The 23244-nt window shown below is 63.5% G+C and carries 27 protein-coding genes; 6 read left to right on the top strand and 21 right to left on the bottom strand.

Annotated elements, in window-relative coordinates; translation table 11 throughout:
• Window positions 1–205: 205 nt before the first annotated feature.
• The 3 genes from ACZZZM_RS08920 to panB form a co-directional block, all read right to left on the bottom strand.
• Window positions 206–1534 (bottom strand): outer membrane protein assembly factor BamB family protein, encoded by a 1329-nt coding sequence (locus ACZZZM_RS08920; protein WP_463594750.1) that lies wholly within the window; start codon window positions 1532–1534, stop codon window positions 206–208.
• Window positions 1531–2241: a tetratricopeptide repeat protein gene (locus ACZZZM_RS08915; protein ID WP_463594749.1), complete on the bottom strand. Its 711-nt coding sequence runs from the start codon at window positions 2239–2241 to the stop codon at window positions 1531–1533. The genes ACZZZM_RS08920 and ACZZZM_RS08915 overlap by 4 nt, the downstream gene beginning before the upstream one ends.
• Before the next feature lie 77 nt (window positions 2242–2318).
• Window positions 2319–3191 (bottom strand): 3-methyl-2-oxobutanoate hydroxymethyltransferase, encoded by an 873-nt coding sequence (gene panB, locus ACZZZM_RS08910; RefSeq protein WP_463594748.1) that lies wholly within the window; start codon window positions 3189–3191, stop codon window positions 2319–2321.
• A 159-nt stretch (window positions 3192–3350) separates the two neighbouring features.
• Between panB and ACZZZM_RS08905 the strand changes: the two genes are divergently transcribed.
• Together ACZZZM_RS08905 and ACZZZM_RS08900 are read left to right on the top strand one after the other, a co-directional pair.
• On the top strand, window positions 3351–3731 hold the full coding sequence (locus ACZZZM_RS08905; protein WP_463594747.1) for a hypothetical protein: 381 nt from the start codon (window positions 3351–3353) through the stop codon (window positions 3729–3731).
• Window position 3732: 1 nt separating this feature from the next.
• Window positions 3733–3945 carry a helix-turn-helix transcriptional regulator gene (locus ACZZZM_RS08900; RefSeq protein ID WP_463594746.1) on the top strand — a complete coding sequence of 71 codons (213 nt, stop codon included), beginning with the start codon at window positions 3733–3735 and terminating at the stop codon, window positions 3943–3945.
• 238 nt (window positions 3946–4183) lie between these two features.
• Here the strand turns inward: ACZZZM_RS08900 and ACZZZM_RS08895 are convergent, their stop codons facing one another.
• The 8 genes from ACZZZM_RS08895 to ACZZZM_RS08860 form a co-directional block, all read right to left on the bottom strand.
• Window positions 4184–4615, bottom strand: a complete 432-nt coding sequence (locus tag ACZZZM_RS08895) for a hypothetical protein (protein ID WP_463594745.1) — start codon at window positions 4613–4615, stop codon at window positions 4184–4186.
• Window positions 4616–4667: 52 nt separating this feature from the next.
• Window positions 4668–5015, bottom strand: a complete 348-nt coding sequence (locus tag ACZZZM_RS08890; protein ID WP_463594744.1) for an ArsC family reductase — start codon at window positions 5013–5015, stop codon at window positions 4668–4670.
• Window positions 5006–5455, bottom strand: a complete 450-nt coding sequence (locus ACZZZM_RS08885) for a GNAT family acetyltransferase (protein WP_463594743.1) — start codon at window positions 5453–5455, stop codon at window positions 5006–5008. The genes ACZZZM_RS08890 and ACZZZM_RS08885 overlap by 10 nt, the downstream gene beginning before the upstream one ends.
• Window positions 5425–6030 (bottom strand): hypothetical protein, encoded by a 606-nt coding sequence (locus tag ACZZZM_RS08880; protein ID WP_463594742.1) that lies wholly within the window; start codon window positions 6028–6030, stop codon window positions 5425–5427. The genes ACZZZM_RS08885 and ACZZZM_RS08880 overlap by 31 nt, the downstream gene beginning before the upstream one ends.
• Window positions 6031–6035: 5 nt before the next feature.
• Window positions 6036–7592: a glutamine-hydrolyzing GMP synthase gene (gene guaA, locus ACZZZM_RS08875; protein WP_463594741.1), complete on the bottom strand. Its 1557-nt coding sequence runs from the start codon at window positions 7590–7592 to the stop codon at window positions 6036–6038.
• Between the two features lie 187 nt (window positions 7593–7779).
• Complete coding sequence (locus tag ACZZZM_RS08870) at window positions 7780–7932, bottom strand: hypothetical protein (RefSeq protein ID WP_463594740.1); 153 nt, start codon at window positions 7930–7932, stop codon at window positions 7780–7782.
• Window positions 7933–8341: 409 nt separating this feature from the next.
• Window positions 8342–8827, bottom strand: a complete 486-nt coding sequence (locus ACZZZM_RS08865) for a hypothetical protein (protein ID WP_463594739.1) — start codon at window positions 8825–8827, stop codon at window positions 8342–8344.
• Between the two features lie 623 nt (window positions 8828–9450).
• Window positions 9451–9861 (bottom strand): hypothetical protein, encoded by a 411-nt coding sequence (locus ACZZZM_RS08860; RefSeq protein WP_463594738.1) that lies wholly within the window; start codon window positions 9859–9861, stop codon window positions 9451–9453.
• Between the two features lie 621 nt (window positions 9862–10482).
• Between ACZZZM_RS08860 and ACZZZM_RS08855 the strand changes: the two genes are divergently transcribed.
• Together ACZZZM_RS08855 and ACZZZM_RS08850 are read left to right on the top strand one after the other, a co-directional pair.
• Window positions 10483–10779: an immunity 53 family protein gene (locus ACZZZM_RS08855; RefSeq protein WP_463594737.1), complete on the top strand. Its 297-nt coding sequence runs from the start codon at window positions 10483–10485 to the stop codon at window positions 10777–10779.
• A gap of 414 nt (window positions 10780–11193) precedes the next feature.
• Window positions 11194–11574 carry a hypothetical protein gene (locus tag ACZZZM_RS08850; protein WP_463594736.1) on the top strand — a complete coding sequence of 127 codons (381 nt, stop codon included), beginning with the start codon at window positions 11194–11196 and terminating at the stop codon, window positions 11572–11574.
• Window positions 11575–11641: 67 nt separating this feature from the next.
• Here the strand turns inward: ACZZZM_RS08850 and ACZZZM_RS08845 are convergent, their stop codons facing one another.
• From ACZZZM_RS08845 to ACZZZM_RS08825, 5 genes are all read right to left on the bottom strand, one after another.
• A complete protein-coding gene (locus ACZZZM_RS08845) occupies window positions 11642–12205 on the bottom strand; it encodes a hypothetical protein (RefSeq protein WP_463594735.1) in 564 nt (187 codons plus the stop codon).
• 244 nt (window positions 12206–12449) lie between these two features.
• On the bottom strand, window positions 12450–14522 hold the full coding sequence (locus ACZZZM_RS08840; protein WP_463594734.1) for a prolyl oligopeptidase family serine peptidase: 2073 nt from the start codon (window positions 14520–14522) through the stop codon (window positions 12450–12452).
• 75 nt (window positions 14523–14597) lie between these two features.
• Window positions 14598–15020 (bottom strand): 50S ribosomal protein L17, encoded by a 423-nt coding sequence (rplQ, locus tag ACZZZM_RS08835; RefSeq protein WP_463594733.1) that lies wholly within the window; start codon window positions 15018–15020, stop codon window positions 14598–14600.
• 110 nt (window positions 15021–15130) lie between these two features.
• Window positions 15131–16441, bottom strand: coding sequence for a DNA-packaging protein (locus tag ACZZZM_RS08830; protein WP_463594732.1), 1311 nt, complete (start codon window positions 16439–16441; stop codon window positions 15131–15133).
• Between the two features lie 88 nt (window positions 16442–16529).
• Complete coding sequence (locus ACZZZM_RS08825; RefSeq protein WP_463594731.1) at window positions 16530–17015, bottom strand: hypothetical protein; 486 nt, start codon at window positions 17013–17015, stop codon at window positions 16530–16532.
• Between the two features lie 705 nt (window positions 17016–17720).
• Between ACZZZM_RS08825 and ACZZZM_RS08820 the strand changes: the two genes are divergently transcribed.
• Complete coding sequence (locus ACZZZM_RS08820) at window positions 17721–17993, top strand: hypothetical protein (protein ID WP_463594730.1); 273 nt, start codon at window positions 17721–17723, stop codon at window positions 17991–17993.
• A gap of 154 nt (window positions 17994–18147) precedes the next feature.
• A complete protein-coding gene (locus ACZZZM_RS08815) occupies window positions 18148–19566 on the top strand; it encodes a hypothetical protein (protein WP_463594729.1) in 1419 nt (472 codons plus the stop codon).
• A 373-nt stretch (window positions 19567–19939) separates the two neighbouring features.
• Here the strand turns inward: ACZZZM_RS08815 and ACZZZM_RS08810 are convergent, their stop codons facing one another.
• From ACZZZM_RS08810 to ACZZZM_RS08790, 5 genes are all read right to left on the bottom strand, one after another.
• Complete coding sequence (locus ACZZZM_RS08810) at window positions 19940–21013, bottom strand: DNA-directed RNA polymerase subunit alpha (RefSeq protein WP_463594728.1); 1074 nt, start codon at window positions 21011–21013, stop codon at window positions 19940–19942.
• A 102-nt stretch (window positions 21014–21115) separates the two neighbouring features.
• On the bottom strand, window positions 21116–21505 hold the full coding sequence (gene rpsK / locus ACZZZM_RS08805) for a 30S ribosomal protein S11 (protein WP_463594727.1): 390 nt from the start codon (window positions 21503–21505) through the stop codon (window positions 21116–21118).
• Window positions 21506–21519: 14 nt separating this feature from the next.
• Window positions 21520–21888, bottom strand: coding sequence for a 30S ribosomal protein S13 (rpsM, locus tag ACZZZM_RS08800; RefSeq protein WP_463594726.1), 369 nt, complete (start codon window positions 21886–21888; stop codon window positions 21520–21522).
• 322 nt (window positions 21889–22210) lie between these two features.
• Window positions 22211–22522, bottom strand: coding sequence for a hypothetical protein (locus ACZZZM_RS08795; protein ID WP_463594725.1), 312 nt, complete (start codon window positions 22520–22522; stop codon window positions 22211–22213).
• Between the two features lie 69 nt (window positions 22523–22591).
• Window positions 22592–23242, bottom strand: coding sequence for an adenylate kinase (locus ACZZZM_RS08790; RefSeq protein WP_463594724.1), 651 nt, complete (start codon window positions 23240–23242; stop codon window positions 22592–22594).
• Between the last annotated feature and the right edge of the window lie 2 nt (window positions 23243–23244).

Below are 23244 nucleotides of genomic sequence, written 5' to 3'. Positions count from 1 at the left end.
CGTAACAAGATCATCGGCCGGAGGGAAAATGGGGACTGTCCCCATTTTTCCAGCGATGAGGCGACCTGTACGTGTCGTATTGGGAAGTCACCCCGGACTTGTTCCGGGGTCCATCGTGCCGCACCGGCTGGCCACGACACTCTATGCCTTCGCTTCCCTCCCGCTGGCCCCCGGCACAAGGCCGGGGTGACGGGGAAGCAGGCGGTTACTTGTACGCCGTCAGCTGGCCCTTGTCGTCGAGCACGTAGAGCATGCTGTTCGCCACCACCAACGGCAGAGACACCGGCGCCTTCACGTCCATTGTCGAAGTCACGCTGCCATCCGCGGGCGATACGAACGCCAGCTCGCCTTCCGAATTGGCAAGGATCAGCTTGCCCCCGGCGAGCACCGGCCCGACCCAGCTATATTCGCCCTTGAGCTTCTTCTCGTTGCGGTAATGCGTCAGCTGCGAGATCCAGCGGACCTTGCCGCTGCCGCGCGAGATCGCCAGCAGGCGGGCATCGTCGGTGACGATGAACAGCCATTCGCCCGCCGCCCAGGGCGTCGAGATGCCGGCGATATTCTGTTCCCAGATGCGCTGGCCGGTGGCCACGTCGATCGCGACCATGCGCCCGCCCTGCCCCACGGCATAGACGCGGCCCTGATCGATCACCGGCTCGGCATCGATGTCCGAAAGCGACGAGACCGAAGTCGAGATCGAGCTGCGCGAAAGCACTTCGGCCCAGAGCGAGCGGCCATTCTCGTAGCGATAGGCATTGAGCTCGCCCGAAGAGAAGCCGGCGACGACGGTGCCGTTCGCCGATGCCGGCGCCGCGACGCCGAAAACGCCCTGCGATTCCAGGCTCGCCGAAATCGAGGCCGGCCATGCCGTGTCGCCATTCTCCTGAGACAGCGCAAACAGCTGGTTGTCCTGGGTGATCACATAGACATTGCCATTGGCAACCGTCGGCGAGCCGCGCAGCGGGCCGCCGGGGCGCTTGCGCCAGATCTCGGTGCCATCGGCCGCGTTGAGCGCGACCAGGTCGCCCAGGCCGTTGGATGCGAAGACCCGGTCGCCCTCGACGCTGGCGCCGCCGCCGAAGCGCGCGGGCTTGTTGCCGTCTTCCTTCACCGTATCGGCGCGCCACAGATCGGCGCCGGTATCGGCGGCCAGGGCACGAACCACGCCATCGGTGTCGATCACGAACAATTTGTTGCCCGAGACGACCGGCGATGCCGCGAGCCGCGCGCGCTTGGAAGGCTTGGCGACCGACTTCGACCAGACCCGCGTCAGGTTCTGGCCGAGCGCCAGATGGCCCATCGATTTGGCTGCGTTGCCGCCGGGCTGGTTCCAGCTCTCATTGGCCGCCGCTTCGGGCACGAGCACTTCGACTGCCGACAGTGATCTGTCCGCGACGATGTCGTTCTCCGACAGCAGGATCGGAACGCGTTCGCCGAGCACCGGGGTCTTCTTGCCGCCGCCCTTCAGAATCCCGCAGCCGCTGACCAGCGCGAGCGCCGAAATCGCCGCTACCACCCTCACCTTGTTGTTCATCGCGTAGTATTTCCTGTGGATTGATCGATGGCGTCGACGCCGAGAACCCCGGCCAGCGTCACTGCGCGCTGGCGGATCGATTCGGGCACGTTTTCGCCACCCTGGGCGATCTGGCCGTAAAGCTTGCCGGCATCGCCGCGCTTGCCCTGCTTGAGATAGGATGCGGCGACCATTTCGCCGGCCGTGCCGAACCATGGCGAGGTCGAGACGGCGAGACCCTTGAGCCGGTCGATGACCTGTTCGGGCTTGAGCGTGTCGAATTCGGTCGAGGTCTGGCGAAGCAGCGCCAGGTCGCGATAGGGCTGCGGATAGCCGCTCGTCGCCGCCACTTCGGCAAACTTGGCGGTAGCGCCCTTCACGTCACCCTTCTGGAGCAGCAGATTGCCCTGCGTGATGCGCGAGAGGGCGGCAAAGCCCTCATCGCCTTCCTTGGCGAGCTTCTCGAATTCGGGCATCGCCTTGTCCGGCTGGTTCTCTTCGACCAGGCGGATCGCGGCGTCGAACCTCTCGCCCTGGACGCCGGCGGCCTGCGTGGCGCGGTGGCCCATGTACAGATAAATGGCGAGCGCCAGCAGAGCGAGGATGACGGCGCCGACGATCCAGCGGCCGTAATTGCGCCAGATGTTCACCATCCGGTCGCGGCGATACTCCTCATCGACTTCGCGGACAAAGGCTTCATCTGTCGTGCCGGAGGGGGGAAGCGCCAAAATCTACTCCATCGGTCTCGTAAAGGCGCGACCCTAGCGAGGGACACGGCCTTGGGAAAGTTCGCTTGCCTAGCCGTTCAATCCCGCGCCGCATAGACCTGTTCGGCACCCGGAAAGGCCCGGGAGCGAACGTCTGCGGCATAGGTCTCAACCGCGGCGGAAATGCGGCCAGCCATATCGTCGAAGCGCTTCACGAAACGCGGCGTCCGCTCGAACATCCCCAGCATGTCCTCGGTCACCAGAACCTGGCCGTCGCACTGCGCCGATGCGCCGATCCCGATCGTCGGGCAGGCGACCTTCTGGGTGATCTCCACTGCGATCGGCTCGACCACGCCTTCGATCACCAGCGCAAAGGCCCCGGCCTCCGAAACCGCCTCGGCATCGGCAACGATCTTGGCGCGCTCGGCCTCGCTGCGCCCGCGCGCGCCATAGCCGCCCAGCGTGTTGATCGCCTGGGGCGTCAGCCCGACATGCGCGACCACCGGGATGCCACGCGCATTCAGGAAAGCGATCGTCGGCGCCATCGCCGCCCCGCCCTCCAGCTTGACCGCCGCCGCCCCGGTTTCCTTGAGCAGCCGCACGGCGCTGGCAAATGCCTGTTCGGGCGATGCCTCATAGCTGCCGAACGGCATGTCGATCACCACCAGCGCATGATAGCTGCCGCGCACCACTGCCGCGCCATGCGCCGCCATCATCTCGAGCGTCACCGGCACGGTCGATGGCAAGCCGTAAATCACCTGGCCCAGACTGTCGCCGACCAGCAGCATGTCGCAATGCGGATCGAGGATCTGCGCGGTGCGCACTGTATAGGCGGTCAGCATCACCAGCGGCTCGGCGCCCTCCGCGATTTCCGCCTTGCGCTTGCGGATCGCGGGGACGGTCACGCGCTTCATCGGCGCAGGCGTGGGGTTGGCGCGGCTCGTCGCCGTATCGAGAGTCATGTGGGACATCGCCGCCCTCTAGCGCCGGGGGCGGAACGATGGAAGCAAAGCACAAGCCAATGTCATCCTGGTTTGACTCAATGTTATATATCTTTTACATCGAGTCGAGCATTGATGACAGGGAGAATGGATTTGTCGTTTCGAGAGAGGATAGCTTGGGCCGCGTTCATGACGACGCTGCTCACCTGGGGCGCCTATTTCACGGTCGTCGTCACTCGGCCCGGCGGATCGCACGATCCGATCTTGTTCTTCCTGTTCATCGCCGCCGCGGGCGCGCAGGCGGTGCTGCTGGGGGCCGTCGCGGCAGTATCGGCGCTGATCGCCCCGGGCGAAGCGGCCGCCGCTCCCGACGAGCGCGATCGCCTGCTCGGCCGCCGCGCCAGCGCCATCGCCTACGGCGTCGTGCTGGTGGCGATCGCCGGGGTGATCGGCTGGATGCATGTCGGCCTGCGCGGCACCAACGTCATCTTCGCCTTGATCGGCGTCTTCATCCTCGGCGAAGCCGTCCGCTTCGGCGCCAAGGCCATCGGCTACAGGATCGGAGGCTGATTTGGCTAAATCGCACATCGCCAACCAGGTCCGCACCCTGCGCTTCATGGCAGGCGAGATGACCCAGGCCGAACTCGGCGAGAAGATCGGCATGACCCGCCAGACCGTCGCCGCGATCGAAGCGGGGAAATACTCCCCCACGCTCCAAGCCGCCTTCCGCATCGCAAGGGTCTTCGGCAAGCCGCTGGAAGAAGTCTTCCAGTGGGAGGATTAGGGCAAACCCCTCTCCCTTGATGGGAGAGGGAGGGGCCGCCGCCGAGGCGGTAGGAGGAAGAGGGCGCCCCCTCCACCTGCGACGATGCTCGGGGAAATTAGGCACAGTCCCCATTTTCGTGCGGCGCCATGCGGTACAAAAACAGGGACAGTCCCCATTTTCCTGCCGACCGCTGGCCTCGCGCCGCCGCTTCGAGAGAAATTGGGGACTGTCCCTATTTTTTAGGCGTGTCGGAAAGTCACCCCACCCAATTCCGGTCCCGCGCATATCCCGCCAGCCATACCTGCAACACCGCCATCGCAAGGATGAACGCCGGGAACGGCACCGTCGCCGCCGCGCCCTTATGCGCGAGCAAGTCGGTCGCGAAGAACACGTAACCGAACTGGATCACCACTGCGATCAGCGAGACCACATAGAGCGGCCCCGCCGCCTTCGACCGCGCCAGCAACGCGATCGAGCCGAGCAGCGCCGCGCCGATCGCAATCGCATAGTCCCAGGTAAACCATGCCGGCAGCGCCGCGAAATAAGCGCGGTCCCAGTCGGTCGCCGCCGGGTCCATCGCCGGGCCGTATTTGACGTGCATGTAGAATGCCGCGCACCCCGCCAAGCCCCACAGGATCAGCACGCCCACCAGGATGATGAACCAGCCAGGCCGCTTCGCAATGGTCACCGCTTTTCCCCGAAATCTGCAACGTGACGCATGCGTATCGGAATTCTGGTGCCTAGAGAAGAGCCTCGGCATAGCGATCGGGCGCAAACCCCACCAGCAGCCCGCCTGGATATTCCACCACCGGCCGCTTGATCATTGAGGGCTGGGCAAGCATCAGCGCCACTGCCTTCTCCACATTCATGTCCGCCTTGTCCGCATCGGACAGCTTGCGAAAGGTAGTCCCCGCCCGGTTGAGAAGCTTCTCCCACCCCGCCGCCTCGATCCACTGCCCCAGCCGCGCCGCGTCGATCCCCGCGGCCTTATAGTCGTGAAACTCCGCCGCGACCCCATGCTCCGCCAGCCAAGTCCGCGCCTTCTTCATCGTGTCGCAATTCTTGATGCCGTAGATCGTCACGCGCATGCCGGGTCCTTCAGGAAGCGCCCCAGCGTTACGACGTCCTGCCGCTCCAGGCCAAGCGCTGCGTAGAAAGCCAGCGCCGCGTCATTGCTCCCGCGCACCATCAGCTGGATCTTCGGCGCCCCTCGTTCGCGCAACCAGGCCTCCGCCGCCGCCATCAGCGCCCTGCCCAGCCCGCCGCGCCGCCGCTCGGGCGATACCGCGAGATAATAGACCCAGCCGCGATGCCCGTCGAACCCGACCATCACGCTGCCCGCAACCGTATCACCCTCGCGCGCGACGAGCATTGCGCTGGTATCCGTAGCCAGCGCCAAGGCGAAATCCGCATCCGGATCGTTCCACGGCCGCGTCAGCCCGCACGCACGCCACAAGCCGACGACCGCCGCGCGGTCCCCCGCCCCCGCCGCCTCGATCACCGCGCGATGCAGGTCACGCCGGCCCACAAATTGGTCACCTTGCCGTCCGCCCCCGCCGAGCTCAGCAGCCCGGACATCTCGCCGCGCATGAATTCCTGCCCGATCGTCGATTCCTCGACGGTCACCGGCCCGCTCGCCTCGAGTTTTTTGCGCGTCGAGCCGATGCCCACGCCGTCGGCAGTCGCGAACTTGCCGTTCTCGCGCCCATCCAAATCCCAGCCGGCAAACTTGCCTTCCTGGAAATAGAGCGACAGCCCCTCGCGGAACGCCGCATAATCGAGCGGACCCGCCCCGCATTCCTCGTTGGTTGCCTGCTCGATCGGGCTGCCCAGCGAAGCCGCGACCATCTGCGTCGCCGCCGCCTTGTCCATGCCGAAGGCGATGTGCCGGCTGGTCCCGTCGGGCAGCACCAGCGTCAGTTCGTCCGAGGCGAGGTTAAGCGCCGGCCCCGCCGCGGCCGGCTCGGCGCTGGCGACATTGGCCACCGGCACCGCCGCCACCACATTGCCCGTCGCAACATTGCTCACGGCATTGTTCGCCGGCTCGCTGCCGCACCCCGCCAGCAGCATCGCCGCCGCGCCAAACAATATCGGCTTGTTCATCCCCGTCACTCCCATTCGATGGTCCCCGGCGGCTTCGAGGTATAATCATAGGTCACCCGGTTGACACCCCGGACCTCGTTGACGATCCGCGTCGCCACCCGCGGCAGGAAGCCGCCGGGATATTCGAACGCCACCGCCGTCATCCCGTCGGTCGAAGTCACTGCCCGCAGCGCCAGCACGTAATCATATGTCCGCCCGTCGCCCATCACGCCAACGGTGCGCACCGGCAGCAGCACCGCAAATGCCTGCCAGATCGCGTCATACAGCCCGGCATTGCGAATCTCTTCCAGATAAATCGCATCGGCCTTGCGCAGGATATCGCAGCGCTCCTTGGTAACCTCGCCCGGAATGCGGATCGCCAGCCCCGGCCCCGGAAACGGATGCCGCCCGACGAAGATGTCCGGCAGCCCCAGCTCGCGCCCAAGCGCCCGCACTTCGTCCTTGAACAGCTCCCGCAGCGGCTCGACCAGCTTCATGTTCATCCGCTCGGGCAAGCCGCCAACATTGTGGTGGCTCTTGATCGTCACCGATGGCCCGCCGGTGAAGCTCACGCTCTCGATCACGTCGGGATACAGCGTCCCCTGCGCCAGGAAATCCGCCCCGCCGATCTTCTTCGCCTCGTCCTCGAACACTTCGATAAAGGTCTTGCCGATGAACTTGCGCTTGGCCTCGGGGTCGGTCAGCCCGGCCAGCCCGCCCAGGAACAGCGTCTCGGCATTCACATGGACCAGCGGGATATTGTAGTGGCCGCGGAACAGCGAGACGACCTGGTCGGCCTCGCCCGAGCGCATCAGCCCGTGATCGACGAACACGCAAGTCAGCTGACTGCCGATCGCTTCATGGATCAGCACTGCCGCCACCGCGCTGTCGACCCCCCCCGAAAGCCCGCAAATCACCCGGCCGTCGCCAACCTGCTCGCGGATCTCGGCAATCTTGGCGGCGCGGAACTCGGCCATCGTCCAGTCGCCATGCAGCCCGCAGACATGCCGCACGAAATTGGCGAGCAGCCGCGCGCCATCGGGGGTGTGCACCACTTCCATGTGGAACTGTGTGGCATAATAGCGCCGCGCATCGTCGGCGATCACCGCATAAGGCGATCCTGGGCTCACCGCGACTGGACGGAAGCCGGGCGCCAGCTCGGTGACCTTGTCGCCATGGCTCATCCACACCTGATGCCGCTCGCCCTCGGCCCAAAGCCCGTCGAACAGCACGCAGCTGTCCTCGATATCGATGAACGCGCTGCCGAATTCACCGCTGTCGCCCAGCTGCACCGTGCCGCCAAGCTGCTCCATCATCACTTGCTGGCCATAGCAGATGCCCAGGATCGGCAGCCCCGAATCGAAGATCTCCTGCGGCACCCGCGGGCTCCCCGCATCGAGCACCGAAGCCGGCGATCCGGAGAGAATGATGCCTTTCGGTTGCATCCGCGCAAAGGCTTCGGCGGCAGTCGTGAACGGAGCGATCTCACTATAAACCCCCGCCTCGCGCACCCGGCGGGCGATGAGCTGAGTCACCTGGCTCCCGAAATCAACGATCAGGATCGAGTCTGCATGATGGTCCATGCCCAGCGCGCTTAGCAGAACCGCGCCGCATGGGAAGTGCATCAGCGCGCAGATCTAGGCGATGCTCGCAGCCGACTTGCATGGCAAGAGGCATCGCGTCCGCAATTGGGTGGATAGCGGACCTCGCCAAGGCGTGTTGAAAAAATGCCACCGTGCACGCTCATGCTACAACGAGCGCGCTCAACGGTCAGGCGAACCACCATATGATGGCAAAAAACACTGCCACAGGCAGGCCGACTAACATCAACGCAGCGACCAACCATGCGGCTGCCCGTCCGAACTTTTCGTGGACATAGCGAACGAGGGCATCTGCCGCGTCTAAAAGAAACATGCCTTCCATTTCACGACAATAGTCGTGCAATCAGCGTCCACAAGTGGGTCGGTTGCCGACCCCGTGGCTTCTGATGCCTGCTACGGCAGCGCGAACAGCGAGAACTGGCTGGTTAGCTGCAGTTCCGTATCCGTGCCTGTAGTCGTGACTTTAGCCACCCCAGAGCCAAGCCGGCGGGAATGGAGAACGCGATCAGTGCGCCAATGGAAAATAGCCACGACCACCCCCGCTGGCTTGCAAATAAAAGAAACAGGTAGGTGAGGACACCTCCCAGCACTTGGAAGCCATAGTCGTAGCGGTCAGGACGCCGTCCCATTCCGTTATGATGGCGCAGGGCGATGGTGACCGCAAATGAGTCGTTAGCAGCCGGTCGGGAACCGGGGGCGCCGCTATCGCGGGAACGGCCGATATTGGGTGGTTAGCTGCCGTCCAGCGGTTCGTCGTTGCCCGAGACCCAACCATCAAAATAGTCTGACTCCGCGAGGAGGTCAGACCGCTCATCGATCGACACGAAATTGCTATCGAGCGCGATTGGTGGATCATCCTCATGCCTTAAGCAGAGGAAGGCATTGCCATCATAACCGAATGTCACCGCGCGACATGTGGCAATTGATCGGATGACCGACGCGCCGCCGGGCACAAATGGATCAATCGAAAGTCGCACTACCTCTGTGAGGGTGTCCGTTTCGCTCAGGGCTATTACGTGCGGCTCGGCGAGTCCTTCGGTCCAGCCCTGCCACGGCGGCGCTCCGGGATCACGCCAATCTACCACATAGTGAAAACTGTCACCTCCCGCTCGCAGCCGTTCGACGATCAGCGCCGCAACGATTAAAGTGTAAATTGGCAAGCGGGCGTCGCTCTCGTCAGAGAAATCGAACGTCGGCGAGATCGAATAAGCCTTCACCTGCAGAACATCTGACACCTGCTCGATGTCCGCAAGTGGGTCGGAAGCAGACCGGCAGCTTTTGGCACGCGGCTATCGGCGCTGGAACGGCAGCGAATGGGTGGTTAGCTGCCGCTTTGTGATAAGCAGGGTGGATGTTGGAAACCGCTGAAGAATTCGTTCGTCTTCGGACGAGCGAGAAACCCGAGGATTACCGACGGGCGGCGCATGAAGCCGCCGCCGACGCCGTGTGGCTCGACGTGATCGCGCGGTTTCCAGAGATGCGTCCCTGGGTAGCTCATAATAAGCAAGTGTCGTTACCCGTCCTTAGAATCCTCGCGACCGACCCAGACGCGGAGGTTCGCTCGGCAGTGGGGGCAAAGCGTAAACTTGACGAACCGCTATTTGCACTCCTCGCCCACGATGGCGATGCGAGCGTGCGTCATACCGTTGCGTGCAACGCGCGCTGTCCGCGGGATGTGCGCCGGAAACTTAGCGCAGACGCCGTCGCCTTCGTGGCGGCAGCGGCTTCAGAACGACTATAATGGAACGAGAGCAAATTGGGTCGGTAGCAGACCGGCAGCTTTTGGCACGCGGCTATCGGCGCTGGAACGGCAGCGAATGGGTGGAAAGCGGAATGGCAGCTATTGCCAAATCCACGCCGCTAGTGCGCCTAGACAGGCGACGATGATTAAGCAGCCCCACCACGGTATAGGCTTTGAGAAGCGGTCGCCTATCGGGTCGCGCTCATGCCAGAACGCCTCTGCTGCGGCTACAAGATCAGGTAGTTGCTCAGCCTCCGAAACTGGTTCGCCCACAACAGCTAAAGACCGTCTCAGCAGCGCCTTCAGCCCGTCTTCGTCCAAAGGGGCGTCGAGCGATGTAATGATGACCGCTTTGCCACTCGTCATTATCGAAAACTGCTCGCCCAGTGGACCGAACGCCCGAGGATAAGTGCCCCGACGCACGTCTTCCGCTTCGAGGTATCGCTCAGCCGCTTCTACCGAGGGGAAAACCAGCAGCGGTTCGTCGGCTTCAACAAACAGGGTCGGCATGCAGCCTTACTGTCAGGCTTACGGGACGACAGCAAATGGGTCGTCAGCGGCCCGACCGCTACTGGATAGGCGGGGTCAACGTTTGAGCGGCGGGAATTGGGTGGGAAGCTGACCTAGCTCCGCTCCGCCTTTGCCCGATCTTTGCGACCGAAGCGATACTCACGCTTCTCCTGCTGGAGCGCTATTGCTTCGCCCAACGGTCGGTCTGCGCCCTTCCGCCACCCGCCAGCGCGATGAACATCGTTACGGGCCGAGCTTTCAGCCAAGTCGAGCGCCAGATCATCAGTAGAGAGGGCGACTTCAAGCGCCTGATCTGTCTTATGCCGGATACGGCGGTTCTCTAGTCTCTTCCGCAAAGGCACGGCCTTTCGCGCGCCCTTCTGACCACTCGCGAAATAGGACTGCCGTCGATCCTTCCGCAGGCTCAGCTCTTTCTTCTCCTGAGGTGTCTTAGGGCTCTTTGGCATTGCCATGTGTTGCCTGACACGAAGGAAATCCGCAACTGGGTCGGTAGCGGTCTGTCCGCTTCCGGTGTCCGCATCGTGATCCCGGAACGGCAGAAGTTGGGTGGATAGCTGCCGTTGCTTTGCAGGTTGCGTGTGATCTTGATAGCCTTGGCCGATGGATATTCTTGAGTGGCTGCAAAATTGGTATGAAGCGCAGTGCGATGGCGATTGGGAACACCAATCGGGCGTGCAGATAGACACCATCGACAATCCGGGCTGGTCGTTAAAGATCGACCTAGTTGGCACGGATTGCGACGGCCGTAGACTTGATCGCGTCGCTCATAATCTCGATCATGAAACCGACTGGTGGACGTGTTGGACCGAAGGCAACGTCTTCAACGGTGCTGGCGGACCGCTCCATTTACTCTCCCTGCTAAAAGCGTTTCGACATTGGGCAACGAACGGCGGGTAGTGGGTGGAAAGAAGAACGTCAGCTTTCGCCAGATACCCACCCAATGAAGCCCGTTTTGACGCGCTCTTTGCGGGTCCACTCCATAAGGCAATTAAACTGCGCACCGCTTAGGCCAGCATCCTCAGCCGATTTCCGGCCAAATGCAAAAGCTCCGTCCGTGCTAACCCGCCATGCGATTGCGTCGGGGCATATTCCACAACGCTCCATCGCTCGAACTGCCCGCGCCTCGGTCGTCGGTCGGCGTGGCATCAGGTAGCTTATGAGTTTTGCGATGCCCATCGCCCGAAACTGGCACTGGGCGTCAACGTCTGCAAGTGGGTCGTTAGCTGACCGACCGCTGTCAGGCGGACCGCACCAGCGCGGGACCGGCCGAAATTGGGTGGAAAGCGGAAGTCGGTCGCTTATGATGGCTCGATGATAATCCCTTTCGAAGAAATCGCCGCTCGATGGAACGAGCAGGGCGGGCCAGTCTTAACTGACAGCGCGTTCGACTTGCTACGTGCTCAATCTGTCGGCGATTTCGCTAGCTCTCTGGATCAAAGCGGCATTGAACTGGCCAAATTATATCATGCCGGGAAGCTAACATTCGAGTTCTGCGATCAGATAGTGAACGACCTGTGGGGAGTTCTCATAGGGCGGCACGTCGATGTCGGACAGGAAGTGTGGCCGACGAGATTTGAGGAGGTTTACGGCGCGTTCGATGCAGGCGAGTTTCATCGGCGGGAGGATAAGAGCGATAACCCCGTCGAGCAATTTACCGATCCCCTGATCGCTAAAATCATCTCGGAACTATGATTGCTGGAACGACTGCTAATGGGTCGGCAGCGGCCTGGCCGCTTGGGGCCGCCCGCCGCCGATCGTATCAGAGCCCCTCGAACGTCACCTGCGGCGCGGTGCCGGCCTTGAGCGCGCAGCGGAACTTGTGCGTGCGCGGGGCGGCATCGTCTTCGCTGTCGGCCAGCTGCACCTTGCCCTTCACGATCCATTTGCCGAAGCTCCAGGTCGTGCTGCTGATCCCCGAAACCCGCGTCAGCCGCGCATAATTCTGCGCCAACGTCTCGGCCTCGGAGGCGCAGCGGTCGCCCGCGGCTTCGACATCGTACAGCCCGTCATATTCGGCCGCGTTGGGCGCCGGCATTTCGGCAACCGGTGAGCCGGTCTCGGGCGCGGTGGCGTCGTAATCGGCCTCATAGGCCTCGGCGCGCTCGCGGCGCTTCTTTTCCGAATTGCCGAGCGCGAGAATCCCGCCGACCAGCAGCGCCCCCAGGATCAGCCCACCGGCATCGACCTTCTCGCCGCCACGATGATGACGCTTGCCGTGGTGCCCGCGGTCCCCGCCGCGATAGCGCTGCGCTTCGGCAGGCACTGCCAGGCCCATGGTCGCGATCACTGCGGCCGCGCCGCCGGTCAGTTTCAGGATATTCATGACTGCTCCTCCCCGTTTCTTATGTGAAACGAGATTATGGGCGCGCGGCTGTCGCGGCGATGAACCGAGCGCGGTCCGCGACGAAAATGCGACGAATACGGTCCTCCCCGGCACGGGGAGGGGGGCCGGCCGTAGGCTGGTGGAGGGGGCGTGCCCCAAGCAAATCGCTGGCGGAGAGCCCCCCAGTCGTTCGAAATCGCACGAGCAGCGCCCCAACATTCACTCTCGCAAAGCGAGAGAGGAATTATCGCGCCTTGATCTCCAACCCAGTCCACGCCGCGGCGAACGCCCACAAATCCGCCGCCTCCTCGATCACCTTGTCCGTCGGCTTGCCCGATCCATGCCCGGCGCGCGTCTCGATGCGGATCAGATGCGGCTTGTCCCCCACCGCCGCCGCCTGGATCGCCGCCGCATATTTGAAGCTGTGCCCCGGCACGACGCGGTCGTCGGTGTCGGCGGTCGTCACCAGGATCGCCGGATAGTCCGCCCCGTCGCGCACATTGTGGTACGGCGAATAGCCCCGCAAATTCGCGAAGTCCGCCGCCTCGCCCGGCTTGCCGTAATCGTCGACCCAATAGCGCCCCGCGGTCCAGCGATCGAAGCGCAGCATGTCCATTACCCCCACTGCGGGAAGCGCCGCCGCAAACAGGTCCGGGCGCTGGTTGACGACTGCGCCGACCAGCAGCCCACCATTCGACCCGCCCTGGATCGCCAGCTGGCCCTGCCCGGTAATCCCCTCGCGCAGCAGATACTCCCCCGCCGCGATGAAATCGTCGAAGCTGTTCTGCTTGTTCGCCAGCCGCCCGCCATCGTGCCACGCCTTGCCATATTCGCCGCCGCCGCGAATGTTGGCGACCGCGAGCACGCCGCCCTGCTCCATCCACGCGATCCGCGAAGAGGCGAAGGCCGGCGTCACCGAAATGCCGAACCCGCCATAGGCATAGAGCAAGGTCGGCGCGGGGCCGTGCACATCCTTGCGGCGCACCACGAACATCGGCACGCGGGTGCCGTCCTTCGAGGCATAGAAACGCTGCTCGACGCTATATTCCGCCGGATCGAAGAGCAGCTTCGGCGCGGCCCAGGGCGTGCTTTCGCCGGTCGCGACATTGTGGCGGTAGATCGTCGTCGGCTCGTTGAAGCTGGTAAAGGCGAAGAAGGTCTCGGGATCGTCTGCATGCCCACCGAAACCGGATGCGGTGCCGATGCCCGGCAGCGCGACTGCGCCAAGCGGCTTGCCGTCCAGTGCGAAGCGGCGGATCTCGGTGCGCGCATCGACCAGGTAGGAAGCGATCAGAATGTGGCCGATGATTGCCGCGCCCTCCAGCGTCGCCTTGTCCTCGGGCACCAGTTCGTGCGCCTCGGGGTGCTCGCCGGTCGCCACGTCCATCGTCACGATCCGCATCCGCGGCGCATGGCTGTTGGTAGTCCAATAGAAGCGCGTGCCGGTGTTGCCCGCCAGGCTCCAATGATGGTTGAGCCCGTGCACGATCGTCCGCGCCGGCCAGGCGGGCTCGCGCAAATCGATCAGCGTGATCTGGTAGCGGTCGTCGGTGCCTTCGCTGGTGGTGATCGCCAGCCAGTTCCCGTCATCGGTGATCTGGGCATAATGGCTGTGGCTCGGATGCGCGGGGGTTTCATAGACCAATCGGTCCGCCGATTGCGGATTGCCGAGCCGGTGGAAATAGATTTTGTGGTTCTCGTTGAGCGCCTGGAATTTCTCGCCCTCGGCCACCTGCGGGTAGCGCGAATAGAAGAAGCCGCTGCCGTCCTTGCTCCACACCGCGGCGAGGGTGAACTTCATCCCCTCGATCACGTCGCCGGTGTCGCGGCCGGTGGCCACGTCGAGCACCTTGGCGGTGCGCCAGTCGCTGCCGCCGTCCTGCACTGCGTAGAGCAGGTGCGAGCCGTCCTCGGAAGGGCTCCATTCGGAAAGCGCCGTCGCCCCGTCCGCGGACCAGCCGTTCGGGTCGATCAGCACCCGCGCCGCCCCGTCCAGCCCCTCGCGGACGAACAGCACCGCCTGTTGCTGCAGCCCCGAATTGTGCATGTAGAAATAGCGGCTGCCCTTCTTCTCGGGCAGCCCGAAGCGCTCATAATCGAACAGCTGCTTTATCCGGCTGCGGAACCAGTTGCGCGCCGGCAGCGTCTCCAGATAGGCGCCGGTCACGGCATTCTGCCGCGCGACCCAGTCCGCGACTTCTTGGTCGCTACGGACATCCCCCTCGAGCCAGCGATAGGGATCGGCGACCTCCACCCCGAACAATTGCTCCACCAGATCTTCGCGGCGGGTTTCGGGGTAATGGATCGGATCGGTCACGCAGGTGCTCCAGATACAGAAAAGGCCGGTGCCAAATGGCCCGGCCCTTCCTGTTTCGCAACCCGGTGAGGGGTTTTACGCGGCGTCGGCGAAGTCGTCGTCGTTCATGACCGGGCCCGAATCCTGGCCCTTGGCCGAAACGTCGCGGTCGACGAACTCGATGATCGCCATCGGCGATGCGTCCGATGCGCGGATGCCGGCCTTGATGATGCGGGTATAGCCACCGTTGCGGTCCGCGTAGCGCGTCGCCAGCGTGTCGAACAGCTTGATCAGCTGCGTATCGTCGAGCAACCGCGCATGCGCCAGGCGGCGGTTCGAAAGGCCGCCCTTCTTGGCGAGCGTGATCAGCTTCTCCACATACGGGCGAAGCTCCTTGGCCTTGGCGACGGTGGTGGTGATCTGCTCGTGCTTGATGAGCGCGGCGCTCATGTTGCGGAACAGGGCAAGGCGGTGGGCCGAGGTACGCTGAAGCTTACGGCCGCCTACGCGATGGCGCATGTGTCATTCCTTCGTTCGTTAAGGGGCCGTATGAGGTACCCCAGACCAGGCAGCGTTAACGGTCGCCGCCAAATACCGAGCGCGGCTCCAACCCGATTCCCCGCGCAAAGTCAAGGAATTCTCACCCCCGGCTCGCCCCGCCGCTCGATCATCAGCGCCCACATCGCCCAGACCATCGCGTCGGCCCGGTCCGGCGATTTGCCCGGCCCGGCATAGCCCCCGCCCGCCACCAGTCCGGCCAGCTCCGCCTCGAGCTCGGCAAAGCGCCCCGCCAGCCGCGCCTGTCCGCTCTCGAACAATGCCGCGATCGGCTCGGCCCGCGCCGCCTTGCCCCGCGATGCGCTCACCAGCCGCACCGGCAGCGCGCGCCCGGCGGCCTTGAGCACGCTCATCACCATGTCCCCGCCCTGGTTCTTCTCGGCGATCACCCGGTCCGCGCCATGCGCCGCCGCCGCCCCCGCCACCTTCGCCGCCCAGCCCTCGGGCGAGAGCCCGCCCGCCGAATGGTCCGCCAGCACATGCGCCACCCCCGCCGCGTCCACTCCGCACGCCACGATCCCGCAAGTCCCGCCCGCGCTCCCCGGCGGATCGACACCGATCACCACCCGCCGCAGTCCCTCCTCCCCCGGCGCCTCCCCACGGCACGCCGCGATCAGCGCCGCGGGCCACAGGCTCCCCGCCACTTCCGCGGCAAACACGCCCTCGATCTCCTGCCGCCCCAGCGCACTCCCGCCATAGGCCGCCTCGATCGCCTCCAAAAACGCTTCGGGCAGATGCACATTGCTCCCCGTCGACCCGCCCGTCAGCACCACGCCTTTCCCCGCCAGGATCCGCAACAGCGCCGCCGAACCCGCCCGCGGCGTCGTCGTCACCAGCGCCCGCGGCCGCTCCCCCACCCGCAGCCCCAGCTGGAGCATGTCCCACGTCCCCTCCGGATGCCGCCACTTGGCCAATTCGTCGCACCACGCAAAGTCATGCTGCGGCCCGCGCAAGCCCTCCGGGTTCGCCCCCGAAAACAAGGTCGCCACCGACTGATCCGGAAACGTCACCCGCCCAAGGCTAGGCTCGAACACCGGCCGCTCGCTCGCATGCCGCGTCACCGCCAGAATGCCCGAAGGCCCCTCGATCATCACCCGTCGCGCCTCGTCCACCGTCGCCGCCACCAGCGCGATGCTCAGCGGCTCCCGCGCCCCCCGCACCAGCGCGTGCACCCATTCCGCCCCCGCCCGCGTCTTGCCGAAGCCGCGCCCCGCCATCATCACCCAGGTCCGCCAGTCGCCCACGGGCTCGCGCTGCCCGTCATGCGCCCACTCCTCCCAGGCCGCGTTCCACGCCCCCGCCTCGTCCTCGTTCAGCGCCCGCATCAGCCGCGCGCGCTGCCGCGCATCCAGCCCCAGCATCTGTGGCATCACGATCGTCATGCCCGCTCCTCCCCTTTTGCCCCAGCCGCTCCCCCCGCCGCGGTCTCCCCCTCCGCCTCAGCCTTCGCGGCCTTGCGCGCATCGGCCTTCACGATCGCATCGATCTTGCGCAGGATGCTCGCGCGCGCCTGATCCCAGTCCGGCGCCCTGGCCCGCGCGTCATAACGCTGCGGCAGCCCCCGCGCACCGTGGCGCGGTGCAGCCGCAACACGTTGAGCGCATCGGCGATCGTCATCCGCGGCACCGGCCGCTCCTCCGGGATCGCGGCGCCGGCCAGGCTGTCGGTCGCATTCTCGATCAGCATCGCCTCGATCCGCGCATAGCCTTGGTCGATCGCCGCGTCGCACGCCTCGCGAAACGCCGGCCATTTCTTGCGCCGGTTATAGATCGCCACCGTCGAAAACCCCGCCGCCTCCGCCGCCGAAGTGAAGTTGCACGTCGCCCCCAATTCCTCGAGAAACACCGCCTCGGCCTCCTGCGACCAGCGCTTGCCCTTGGTGCGGATCACCTTGGTATTGCCGTTCTTCGCCTGCCGGATCACCTGCTGCTTCGCCTCGTCCTTCGCCTTCGCCATCGCACCCTCCCGAAACGAAAAAACCGCCCGGCGCCAGGGAGGCGCGGGACGGCTATCGTTCCCGTTTTGTACCAGATTAGCGTGACGATGTCAAGGAAATTGCGCACGCGCCCGGCGCAGCTGGAAGCAAAACGCACCAGGCCGGCCGGGCTCGGCAAAGCCGAGAGCCGACCGGAATTATTTGCTTCCGTGAGGGCTGCGACAGCTTTGCGCCCAATCCCGGACGTACAGCGCCACGCCCACGAGTCCTGAAACCGGACCTTCGCTCCAAGACGCGATCGTGCAACAAAATGGGCAATAGGGTTGCGCGAATAGATTCTCCATTCCGAGCGCTGTTATGCATACTCGATTGGCAGACTCCTACCGGCCGATCCCATGACGCCCCGGCGACTCCTCTTTCAGCACCTAATTGTAGCGCTACGAATGCGCAAAATTTTACGTGTTAGGGCCGGCCATCGCCAAAATGCATCTGTTTTAGGAACCGGTTTACCACCGGCGCGTAGTCTGCGCCTGACTTGAAAAGAGTGATTGAAAGGTACATATAGGGAACAAAAAGCGGATGAAAGAGGATACCCCCTTGCGCGGCCCAGCAGATTCTGTCCAATGCGCGCTGGTCGCGGCTTGATAGTCGAAGGTTACTTCGGCACGAGTCTCGGGGGGGCTTCCTCCAGAACGTCCGGTTTCCGGAAACGATTGGAAGATTGAATGCAGGTTCTTTTGGCAACTGTCGGGTGTGCTTTGTGTGCGCTCTTACTAACGACATTTCTAGTCGGCGCGTTGCGAGTAATCGGTGACGGTACAGATGTAGCCGACGAAATCGATCGCGCTGGCTTCGGCCCTACCGAATTCTGGACAGGATCATTGCAGCGCCAGCCAGCCAGTTCGTCTGCAGCCACTCAGGAAGGTCTGCTGGGAATCGGCAAAGGCGGCAGCGTAGATATCCAACAAACCCGGACCATCAGCGCCGAAATGTACTGACCGTTCAGTGTCAGAGGGCATTTTGGCAAAGGCTCCCCCATGGGCGGAGACCACGCTGCATGGTACCGGCTGGATACCCAGCGCGGACGGCCATCTTTCTTTCAGTCTTATCGGATCCGGAGTTAGCCCGACCTGTTCGCGCTATTCGGCTTCGATGCCGGTTGCCGACAGTCCGAATATCCGATCGAAGCGGCAAGTCGCGGTCTTCCAAAATCGAACCTCGCAGGACATACCTTGGCTGTTCCGCAAGCTCATGCGGAGTGCTCGGCATCACTGGCTAATCGACGGCACGACGCAACCCGCTCGATACGAAACCGACCGCCGGCATCCGCATGACGTTCTCGACCAGCAGGGGATGCTACGCGGGCGCATTCTCTATATCCCCTATCAGGGCCGTTTGAACGATAGGTTCGCGGCCGTGAAAAGCGTGTTTTCCCGCGGTCCGAGAGATGTCGAGCGCAAGCGCATCTGCGGCGAAATTCGCCATATTCTGCGATCCCACCGGAGGCCGGACCAGCCAGCGGTGTTTGGCGAGCTTGAGAAGAAAATCAAAGAGCTAGGCGAGCATCACCTCGATAAAATTGAGGTTCAATTCGCCTTGTTCCGCACGGGCGAGGTTCATCTCTGGCTCGATGACAGAGAGATTCTGAAGCTTGAACCCAAGGATGAAAACGGCGACCTGCTGAATCCGGTGCAGCGCGACGATCAATATGTTGGCGGACAGGAAATCCCCAGGTCGCATACGTTGCTGCGTCAAGCGTTCTATTTCATTAAGGACGTGACTCACTTCCACGTCCACCACGCTGGAAGCTCGGACCAGATGGTGCCGCTTGTGATCGGTGATCCCGACCAGACAGCCGTTACCGATGAATTGACAGAAGGCCAGGACGATCCATCGCTGACCGAGTTGAAATGGCAGCGGGAAACGCTGTGGGGATTGTCACGCTCGATTGAGGAGCTCGTACGCCGCGGTCAGCGCGAGCGTCTTCGCAACGCCTTGGGTATCATAGCCTATGCCGAGAGTTTTCAATCGGTGCTGGCCGGGCTGGTGCGCAAGCGCGGCAAACTTAACCAATTTGTGAAGGTTTCTGACTTTCACCGCTACGATTTCAAGGCGTTCCGCGAATCGGTGCGGATCATGCTCGACCGGCACAGTTGGGACCTCGGTCTAAAGGCGGCAATGGCCGGATCGGTGGTGGCCGTCGGTATGTCATCTATCCTCGCTACCAACGCCATCGCCAACCATCCCAAGGAAGGGGAAGCGTCGATCTGGGCCGGGCCGGTAGCGGATTTCCTCGCGGGCTATCCCTACGCGCTGCCGGTATTCACCGTAATTGGTATGCTCGTGCTCTATCAGTGGTTGATATCCGAACAGCGTCTTCTAGCACCACTGAAGAAGATGGAGGGATCGTGGCGTCGTTTTTCCCGATCCCATGTGCGCTTTGCTGTTAGCCCTTTCCGCAATCCTTGGCGTTCGCGATTCGCAGTGTTGCTGACGTTCATCGCTTATTGCCTACCGATTAGCGTAATCAGCTGGATAGGCCACATGCTCCTCCGCATCGTATTAGAATAACCAACGTTTTCTGATTCCGAGGCAAGCCGACCAAGAGTTGCGTAGCTGAGACGGCGCTCATTAAATTAAAGTACTGAATCTAAACGATTTCATGCAACAAAATTGTCCATTTTGTTGCGGGGTGGACTTCGCCAGTGTCCGCTCCCGACGCTGCCCAAACGCGAAGCCGACCTTCGACTAACGGCCCAAGAACGGTCATGACTTTCCTTAGCCTAACCCAAAAAAGGCCGCCCCTCCCGGGACGGCCCTTCCTCGTTCTTCTACCGGTCCCCGCCGCACCCCGGCAAAAGCCGGGGTCCGTCGTCGGTCGGGGCGTTGCCCCGCCGGCCGGGCTGTCGCTGTCTCAGGATTAGCGTCGCTAATCCTGTGCAGCTCAGCCCATAATCTCCTGCTCGAGCTTCTTCGCCATCTCTTCGATGTTCTCGGGCGGCCAGCCCGGGATTTCCATCCCGAGGCGCAGGCCCATGCTCGAAAGCACTTCCTTGATCTCGTTGAGCGACTTGCGGCCGAAGTTCGGGGTGCGCAGCATCTCGGCTTCGGTCTTCTGGACCAAGTCACCGATATAGATGATGTTGTCGTTCTTCAGGCAGTTTGCCGAACGCACCGACAATTCCAGCTCGTCGACCTTCTTGAGAAGGTAACGGTTGATCTGCGCCGTGTCGCCAGCGCCGCCCGCGGCCTCGGTGCCTGCAGCCGGAGCCGCCATGCCGATCGGAGCCGAGCGGGTAACTGCCGAATCGTCGAAGTGGACGAACAGCGCGAGCTGGTCCTGGAGGATGCGCGCCGCGTAAGCTAGGCCGTCTTCCGGGGTGATCGTGCCGTCGGTCTCGACGGTCAGCGTGAGCTTGTCGTAATCGAGCTCCTGGCCGACGCGGGTGTTTTCCACCTTGTACGAAACCTGGCGGACCGGGCTGTACAAAGCATCGACCGGGATCAGGCCGATCGGCGCATCCGCCGGACGGTTGGACGCGGCCGGGACATAGCCCTTACCGGTGTCCGCGGTCAGCTCCATGTTGAGCGTCGCGCCGTCGTCGAGATGGCAGATCACCAGCTCGGGGTTCATCACTTCGATGTCGCCCGAGACGGCGATGTCGCCGGCCTTGACTTCAGCCGGGCCGGTTGCCGAAAGCTGGAGCCGCTTGGGGCCTTCGCCCTGCATGCGGATCGCGATCTGCTTCACGTTGAGGACGATGTCCGTCACGTCTTCGCGCACGCCGGCAAGGCTCGAGAATTCGTGCAGGACGTTCTCGATCTTGATCGACGTGACTGCGGCGCCCTGGAGCGACGACAGCAGAACGCGGCGCAGCGCGTTGCCGAGCGTCAGGCCGAAGCCACGCTCGAGCGGCTCGGCGACGAAGGTCGACTTGCGCTTGGGATCGCCACTGGGCTTCTTGTCGAGGCCGTTGGGCTTCTTGAGTTCCTGCCAGTTCTTAGGGTTCACCGACATGGGCTTCCTCGTATTTGGGCGGGGCTGGTGCTTGCCTCGCCAGTAAATCGCTGTCCGGCCCCGAACCCGCACCCGGGTCCGGTAGCCGGACAGAATGGCAAATCAGACGCGGCGACGCTTGGAAGGGCGGACGCCATTGTGCGGGATCGGAGTCACGTCGCGGATCGACGTGATCTGGAAGCCGACCGCCTGGAGGGCGCGAAGTGCGCTCTCGCGGCCCGAACCCGGACCCTTGACTTCGACCTCGAGGGTGCGGACGCCGTGCTCGGCGGCCTTCTTGCCCGCGTCTTCCGCTGCGACCTGCGCCGCATACGGAGTCGACTTGCGCGAGCCCTTGAAGCCCATCATGCCGGCCGAAGACCAGCTGATCGCGTTGCCCTGGGCATCGGTGATCGTGATCATCGTGTTGTTGAAGCTCGCATTCACATGGGCGACGCCCGAAGTGATGTTCTTGCGCTCGCGCCGCTTAATGCGCTGTGGTGCCTGTGCCATATCTCAGCGCTCCCTTACTTCTTCTTGCCGGCGATCGGCTTGGCTTTGCCCTTGCGGGTGCGCGCATTGGTATGCGTGCGCTGGCCACGGACCGGGAGGCCCTTGCGATGACGAAGACCGCGATAGCAAGCGAGGTCCATCAGGCGCTTGATGTTCATGGCGACTTCGCGGCGAAGATCGCCTTCCACGGCATAGCCTGCGTCGATGGTCTCGCGGATCTGGAGCACTTCCTGGTCCGAAAGGTCCTGCACGCGACGCTCGACGGCGATGCCGAGTTTCTCGGTGATTTCCTTGGCCTTGGCCGGCCCGATACCGTGAATATACTGAAGCGCGATAACCACGCGCTTATTAGTCGGGATATTAACCCCCGCAATACGTGCCATGATGCATTTCTCCCAGCTCCACAGGGTGCTGCATGGCAGCGCGCACCCCATCTCTCAGCGTTGCTCCGAAAATGCAGTTGCGCGGCATGCGCGTTAAAGCGCTGCCGGTGAAACCGCTGTTTCGGAAGATGCGCGACATATGCAGCCGCATAGGCACTGTCAAGCGCTGCGGGTTGCTTTCGTCGGGACCGGATGCATACACCATGATGCTTCCGTCGCCAAGCGCCGCTCTCAGACGGCATCTCGTTTCAGGAAAGCACCGGCGACACGTCAAACGGCGCAGAGCAGCATGCTCGACGCGGCAGCGGCGCGACGCGGCGCTTCAAGGCGAATGCGATTGCGTCGATGCCCGTCGGTCATCGATCGTGATGACGACCGCCGCTGCCGGAAGATCATTGGCGGCGAGCCGTTCCACTGCCTCACCCAGCCCGAGTATTGGACGACCCGATTTACGGAGCCGCGCCATGCGGCTCTCGAACATCTCGGGACGCATAAACAGGCAGTTTCCGAAGGGTTTGTCGGCGCCGAGCCAAAGCCCATGATAGCAGAGAATGCGGAGCTGCCGCGCCGTCGCCTGACGGGCGAGCCGGGACAGGCCCGTCAGCGATGCAGCGGTCAGCAAGCTTCTCTTCATAGACATAGCGCGCAATTTGCCATGCCCGGCTTAAACGCGGGTTAGCGCCGATGTCCGCTTTATTGCAGATCAGCGCCCATCGAGAATCGCCTCGATCGCGGCGGTGACATGGTCCATGTCGGCCATGCCGTCGATGCGGTGGACGAGACCGCGGGCGTCGTAGATCGGCAGGATCGGCGCGGTCTTGGCGCGATATTCCTCCATCCGGGTGCGGACGGTGGCTTCGTTGTCGTCGGGGCGGCGCTTGAATTCGTGCTCACCGCAAACATCGCAGGTGTCCGCGGCCTTCGGCTGCTTAAACGTGTCGTGATAATTCGCGCCGCACTGCGCGCATGAAAAACGGCCGGTGATACGCTCGACCAGCGCATCTTCGTTTACTGCGAGCTCGATAACATGGTCGAGCTTGCGGCCGCGCTCGACGAGCAGCGCGTCGAGCGCCTCGGCCTGCGCGGCGGTACGCGGATAGCCGTCGAAGATCGCACCCTTCTGCGTATCCGGCATGTCGAGCCGCTCGCCGATAATGCCCGAGACGATCTCATCCGAGACCAGGCCACCTGAATCCATCACCGACTTGGCCTGGAGGCCCACCGGCGTCCCGGCCTTGACCGCCGCGCGCAGCATGTCGCCCGTCGAGAGCTGAACCATGCCGCGCGTCGCCTCAAGTCGGCTCGCCTGGGTACCCTTGCCTGCGCCCGGCGGGCCCAACAGGATGATGTTCACGC

This window comes from Sphingomonas sp. AC522, from assembly GCF_979258125.1.
Note: the sequence above shows the minus strand (reverse complement) of the source record. Positions and strands in the feature narration are given on the sequence as shown.

Excerpts from the sequence above, each read along its gene's own strand:
- ACZZZM_RS08920 (WP_463594750.1), bottom strand. The coding sequence starts at position 1,534 with ATGAACAACAAGGTGAGGGTGGTAGCGGCGATTTCGGCGCTCGCGCTG.
- panB (WP_463594748.1), bottom strand. The coding sequence starts at position 3,191 with ATGTCCCACATGACTCTCGATACGGCGACGAGCCGCGCCAACCCCACG.
- ACZZZM_RS08905 (WP_463594747.1), top strand. The coding sequence starts at position 3,351 with ATGACGACGCTGCTCACCTGGGGCGCCTATTTCACGGTCGTCGTCACT.
- ACZZZM_RS08890 (WP_463594744.1), bottom strand. The coding sequence starts at position 5,015 with ATGCGCGTGACGATCTACGGCATCAAGAATTGCGACACGATGAAGAAG.
- ACZZZM_RS08880 (WP_463594742.1), bottom strand. The coding sequence starts at position 6,030 with ATGAACAAGCCGATATTGTTTGGCGCGGCGGCGATGCTGCTGGCGGGG.
- guaA (WP_463594741.1), bottom strand. The coding sequence starts at position 7,592 with ATGGACCATCATGCAGACTCGATCCTGATCGTTGATTTCGGGAGCCAG.
- ACZZZM_RS08870 (WP_463594740.1), bottom strand. The coding sequence starts at position 7,932 with ATGGAAGGCATGTTTCTTTTAGACGCGGCAGATGCCCTCGTTCGCTAT.
- ACZZZM_RS08860 (WP_463594738.1), bottom strand. The coding sequence starts at position 9,861 with ATGCCGACCCTGTTTGTTGAAGCCGACGAACCGCTGCTGGTTTTCCCC.
- ACZZZM_RS08855 (WP_463594737.1), top strand. The coding sequence starts at position 10,483 with ATGGATATTCTTGAGTGGCTGCAAAATTGGTATGAAGCGCAGTGCGAT.
- ACZZZM_RS08850 (WP_463594736.1), top strand. The coding sequence starts at position 11,194 with ATGATAATCCCTTTCGAAGAAATCGCCGCTCGATGGAACGAGCAGGGC.
- ACZZZM_RS08845 (WP_463594735.1), bottom strand. The coding sequence starts at position 12,205 with ATGAATATCCTGAAACTGACCGGCGGCGCGGCCGCAGTGATCGCGACC.
- rplQ (WP_463594733.1), bottom strand. The coding sequence starts at position 15,020 with ATGCGCCATCGCGTAGGCGGCCGTAAGCTTCAGCGTACCTCGGCCCAC.
- ACZZZM_RS08830 (WP_463594732.1), bottom strand. The coding sequence starts at position 16,441 with ATGACGATCGTGATGCCACAGATGCTGGGGCTGGATGCGCGGCAGCGC.
- ACZZZM_RS08825 (WP_463594731.1), bottom strand. The coding sequence starts at position 17,015 with ATGGCGAAGGCGAAGGACGAGGCGAAGCAGCAGGTGATCCGGCAGGCG.
- ACZZZM_RS08820 (WP_463594730.1), top strand. The coding sequence starts at position 17,721 with ATGCAGGTTCTTTTGGCAACTGTCGGGTGTGCTTTGTGTGCGCTCTTA.
- ACZZZM_RS08815 (WP_463594729.1), top strand. The coding sequence starts at position 18,148 with ATGCCGGTTGCCGACAGTCCGAATATCCGATCGAAGCGGCAAGTCGCG.
- ACZZZM_RS08810 (WP_463594728.1), bottom strand. The coding sequence starts at position 21,013 with ATGTCGGTGAACCCTAAGAACTGGCAGGAACTCAAGAAGCCCAACGGC.
- rpsK (WP_463594727.1), bottom strand. The coding sequence starts at position 21,505 with ATGGCACAGGCACCACAGCGCATTAAGCGGCGCGAGCGCAAGAACATC.
- rpsM (WP_463594726.1), bottom strand. The coding sequence starts at position 21,888 with ATGGCACGTATTGCGGGGGTTAATATCCCGACTAATAAGCGCGTGGTT.
- ACZZZM_RS08795 (WP_463594725.1), bottom strand. The coding sequence starts at position 22,522 with ATGAAGAGAAGCTTGCTGACCGCTGCATCGCTGACGGGCCTGTCCCGG.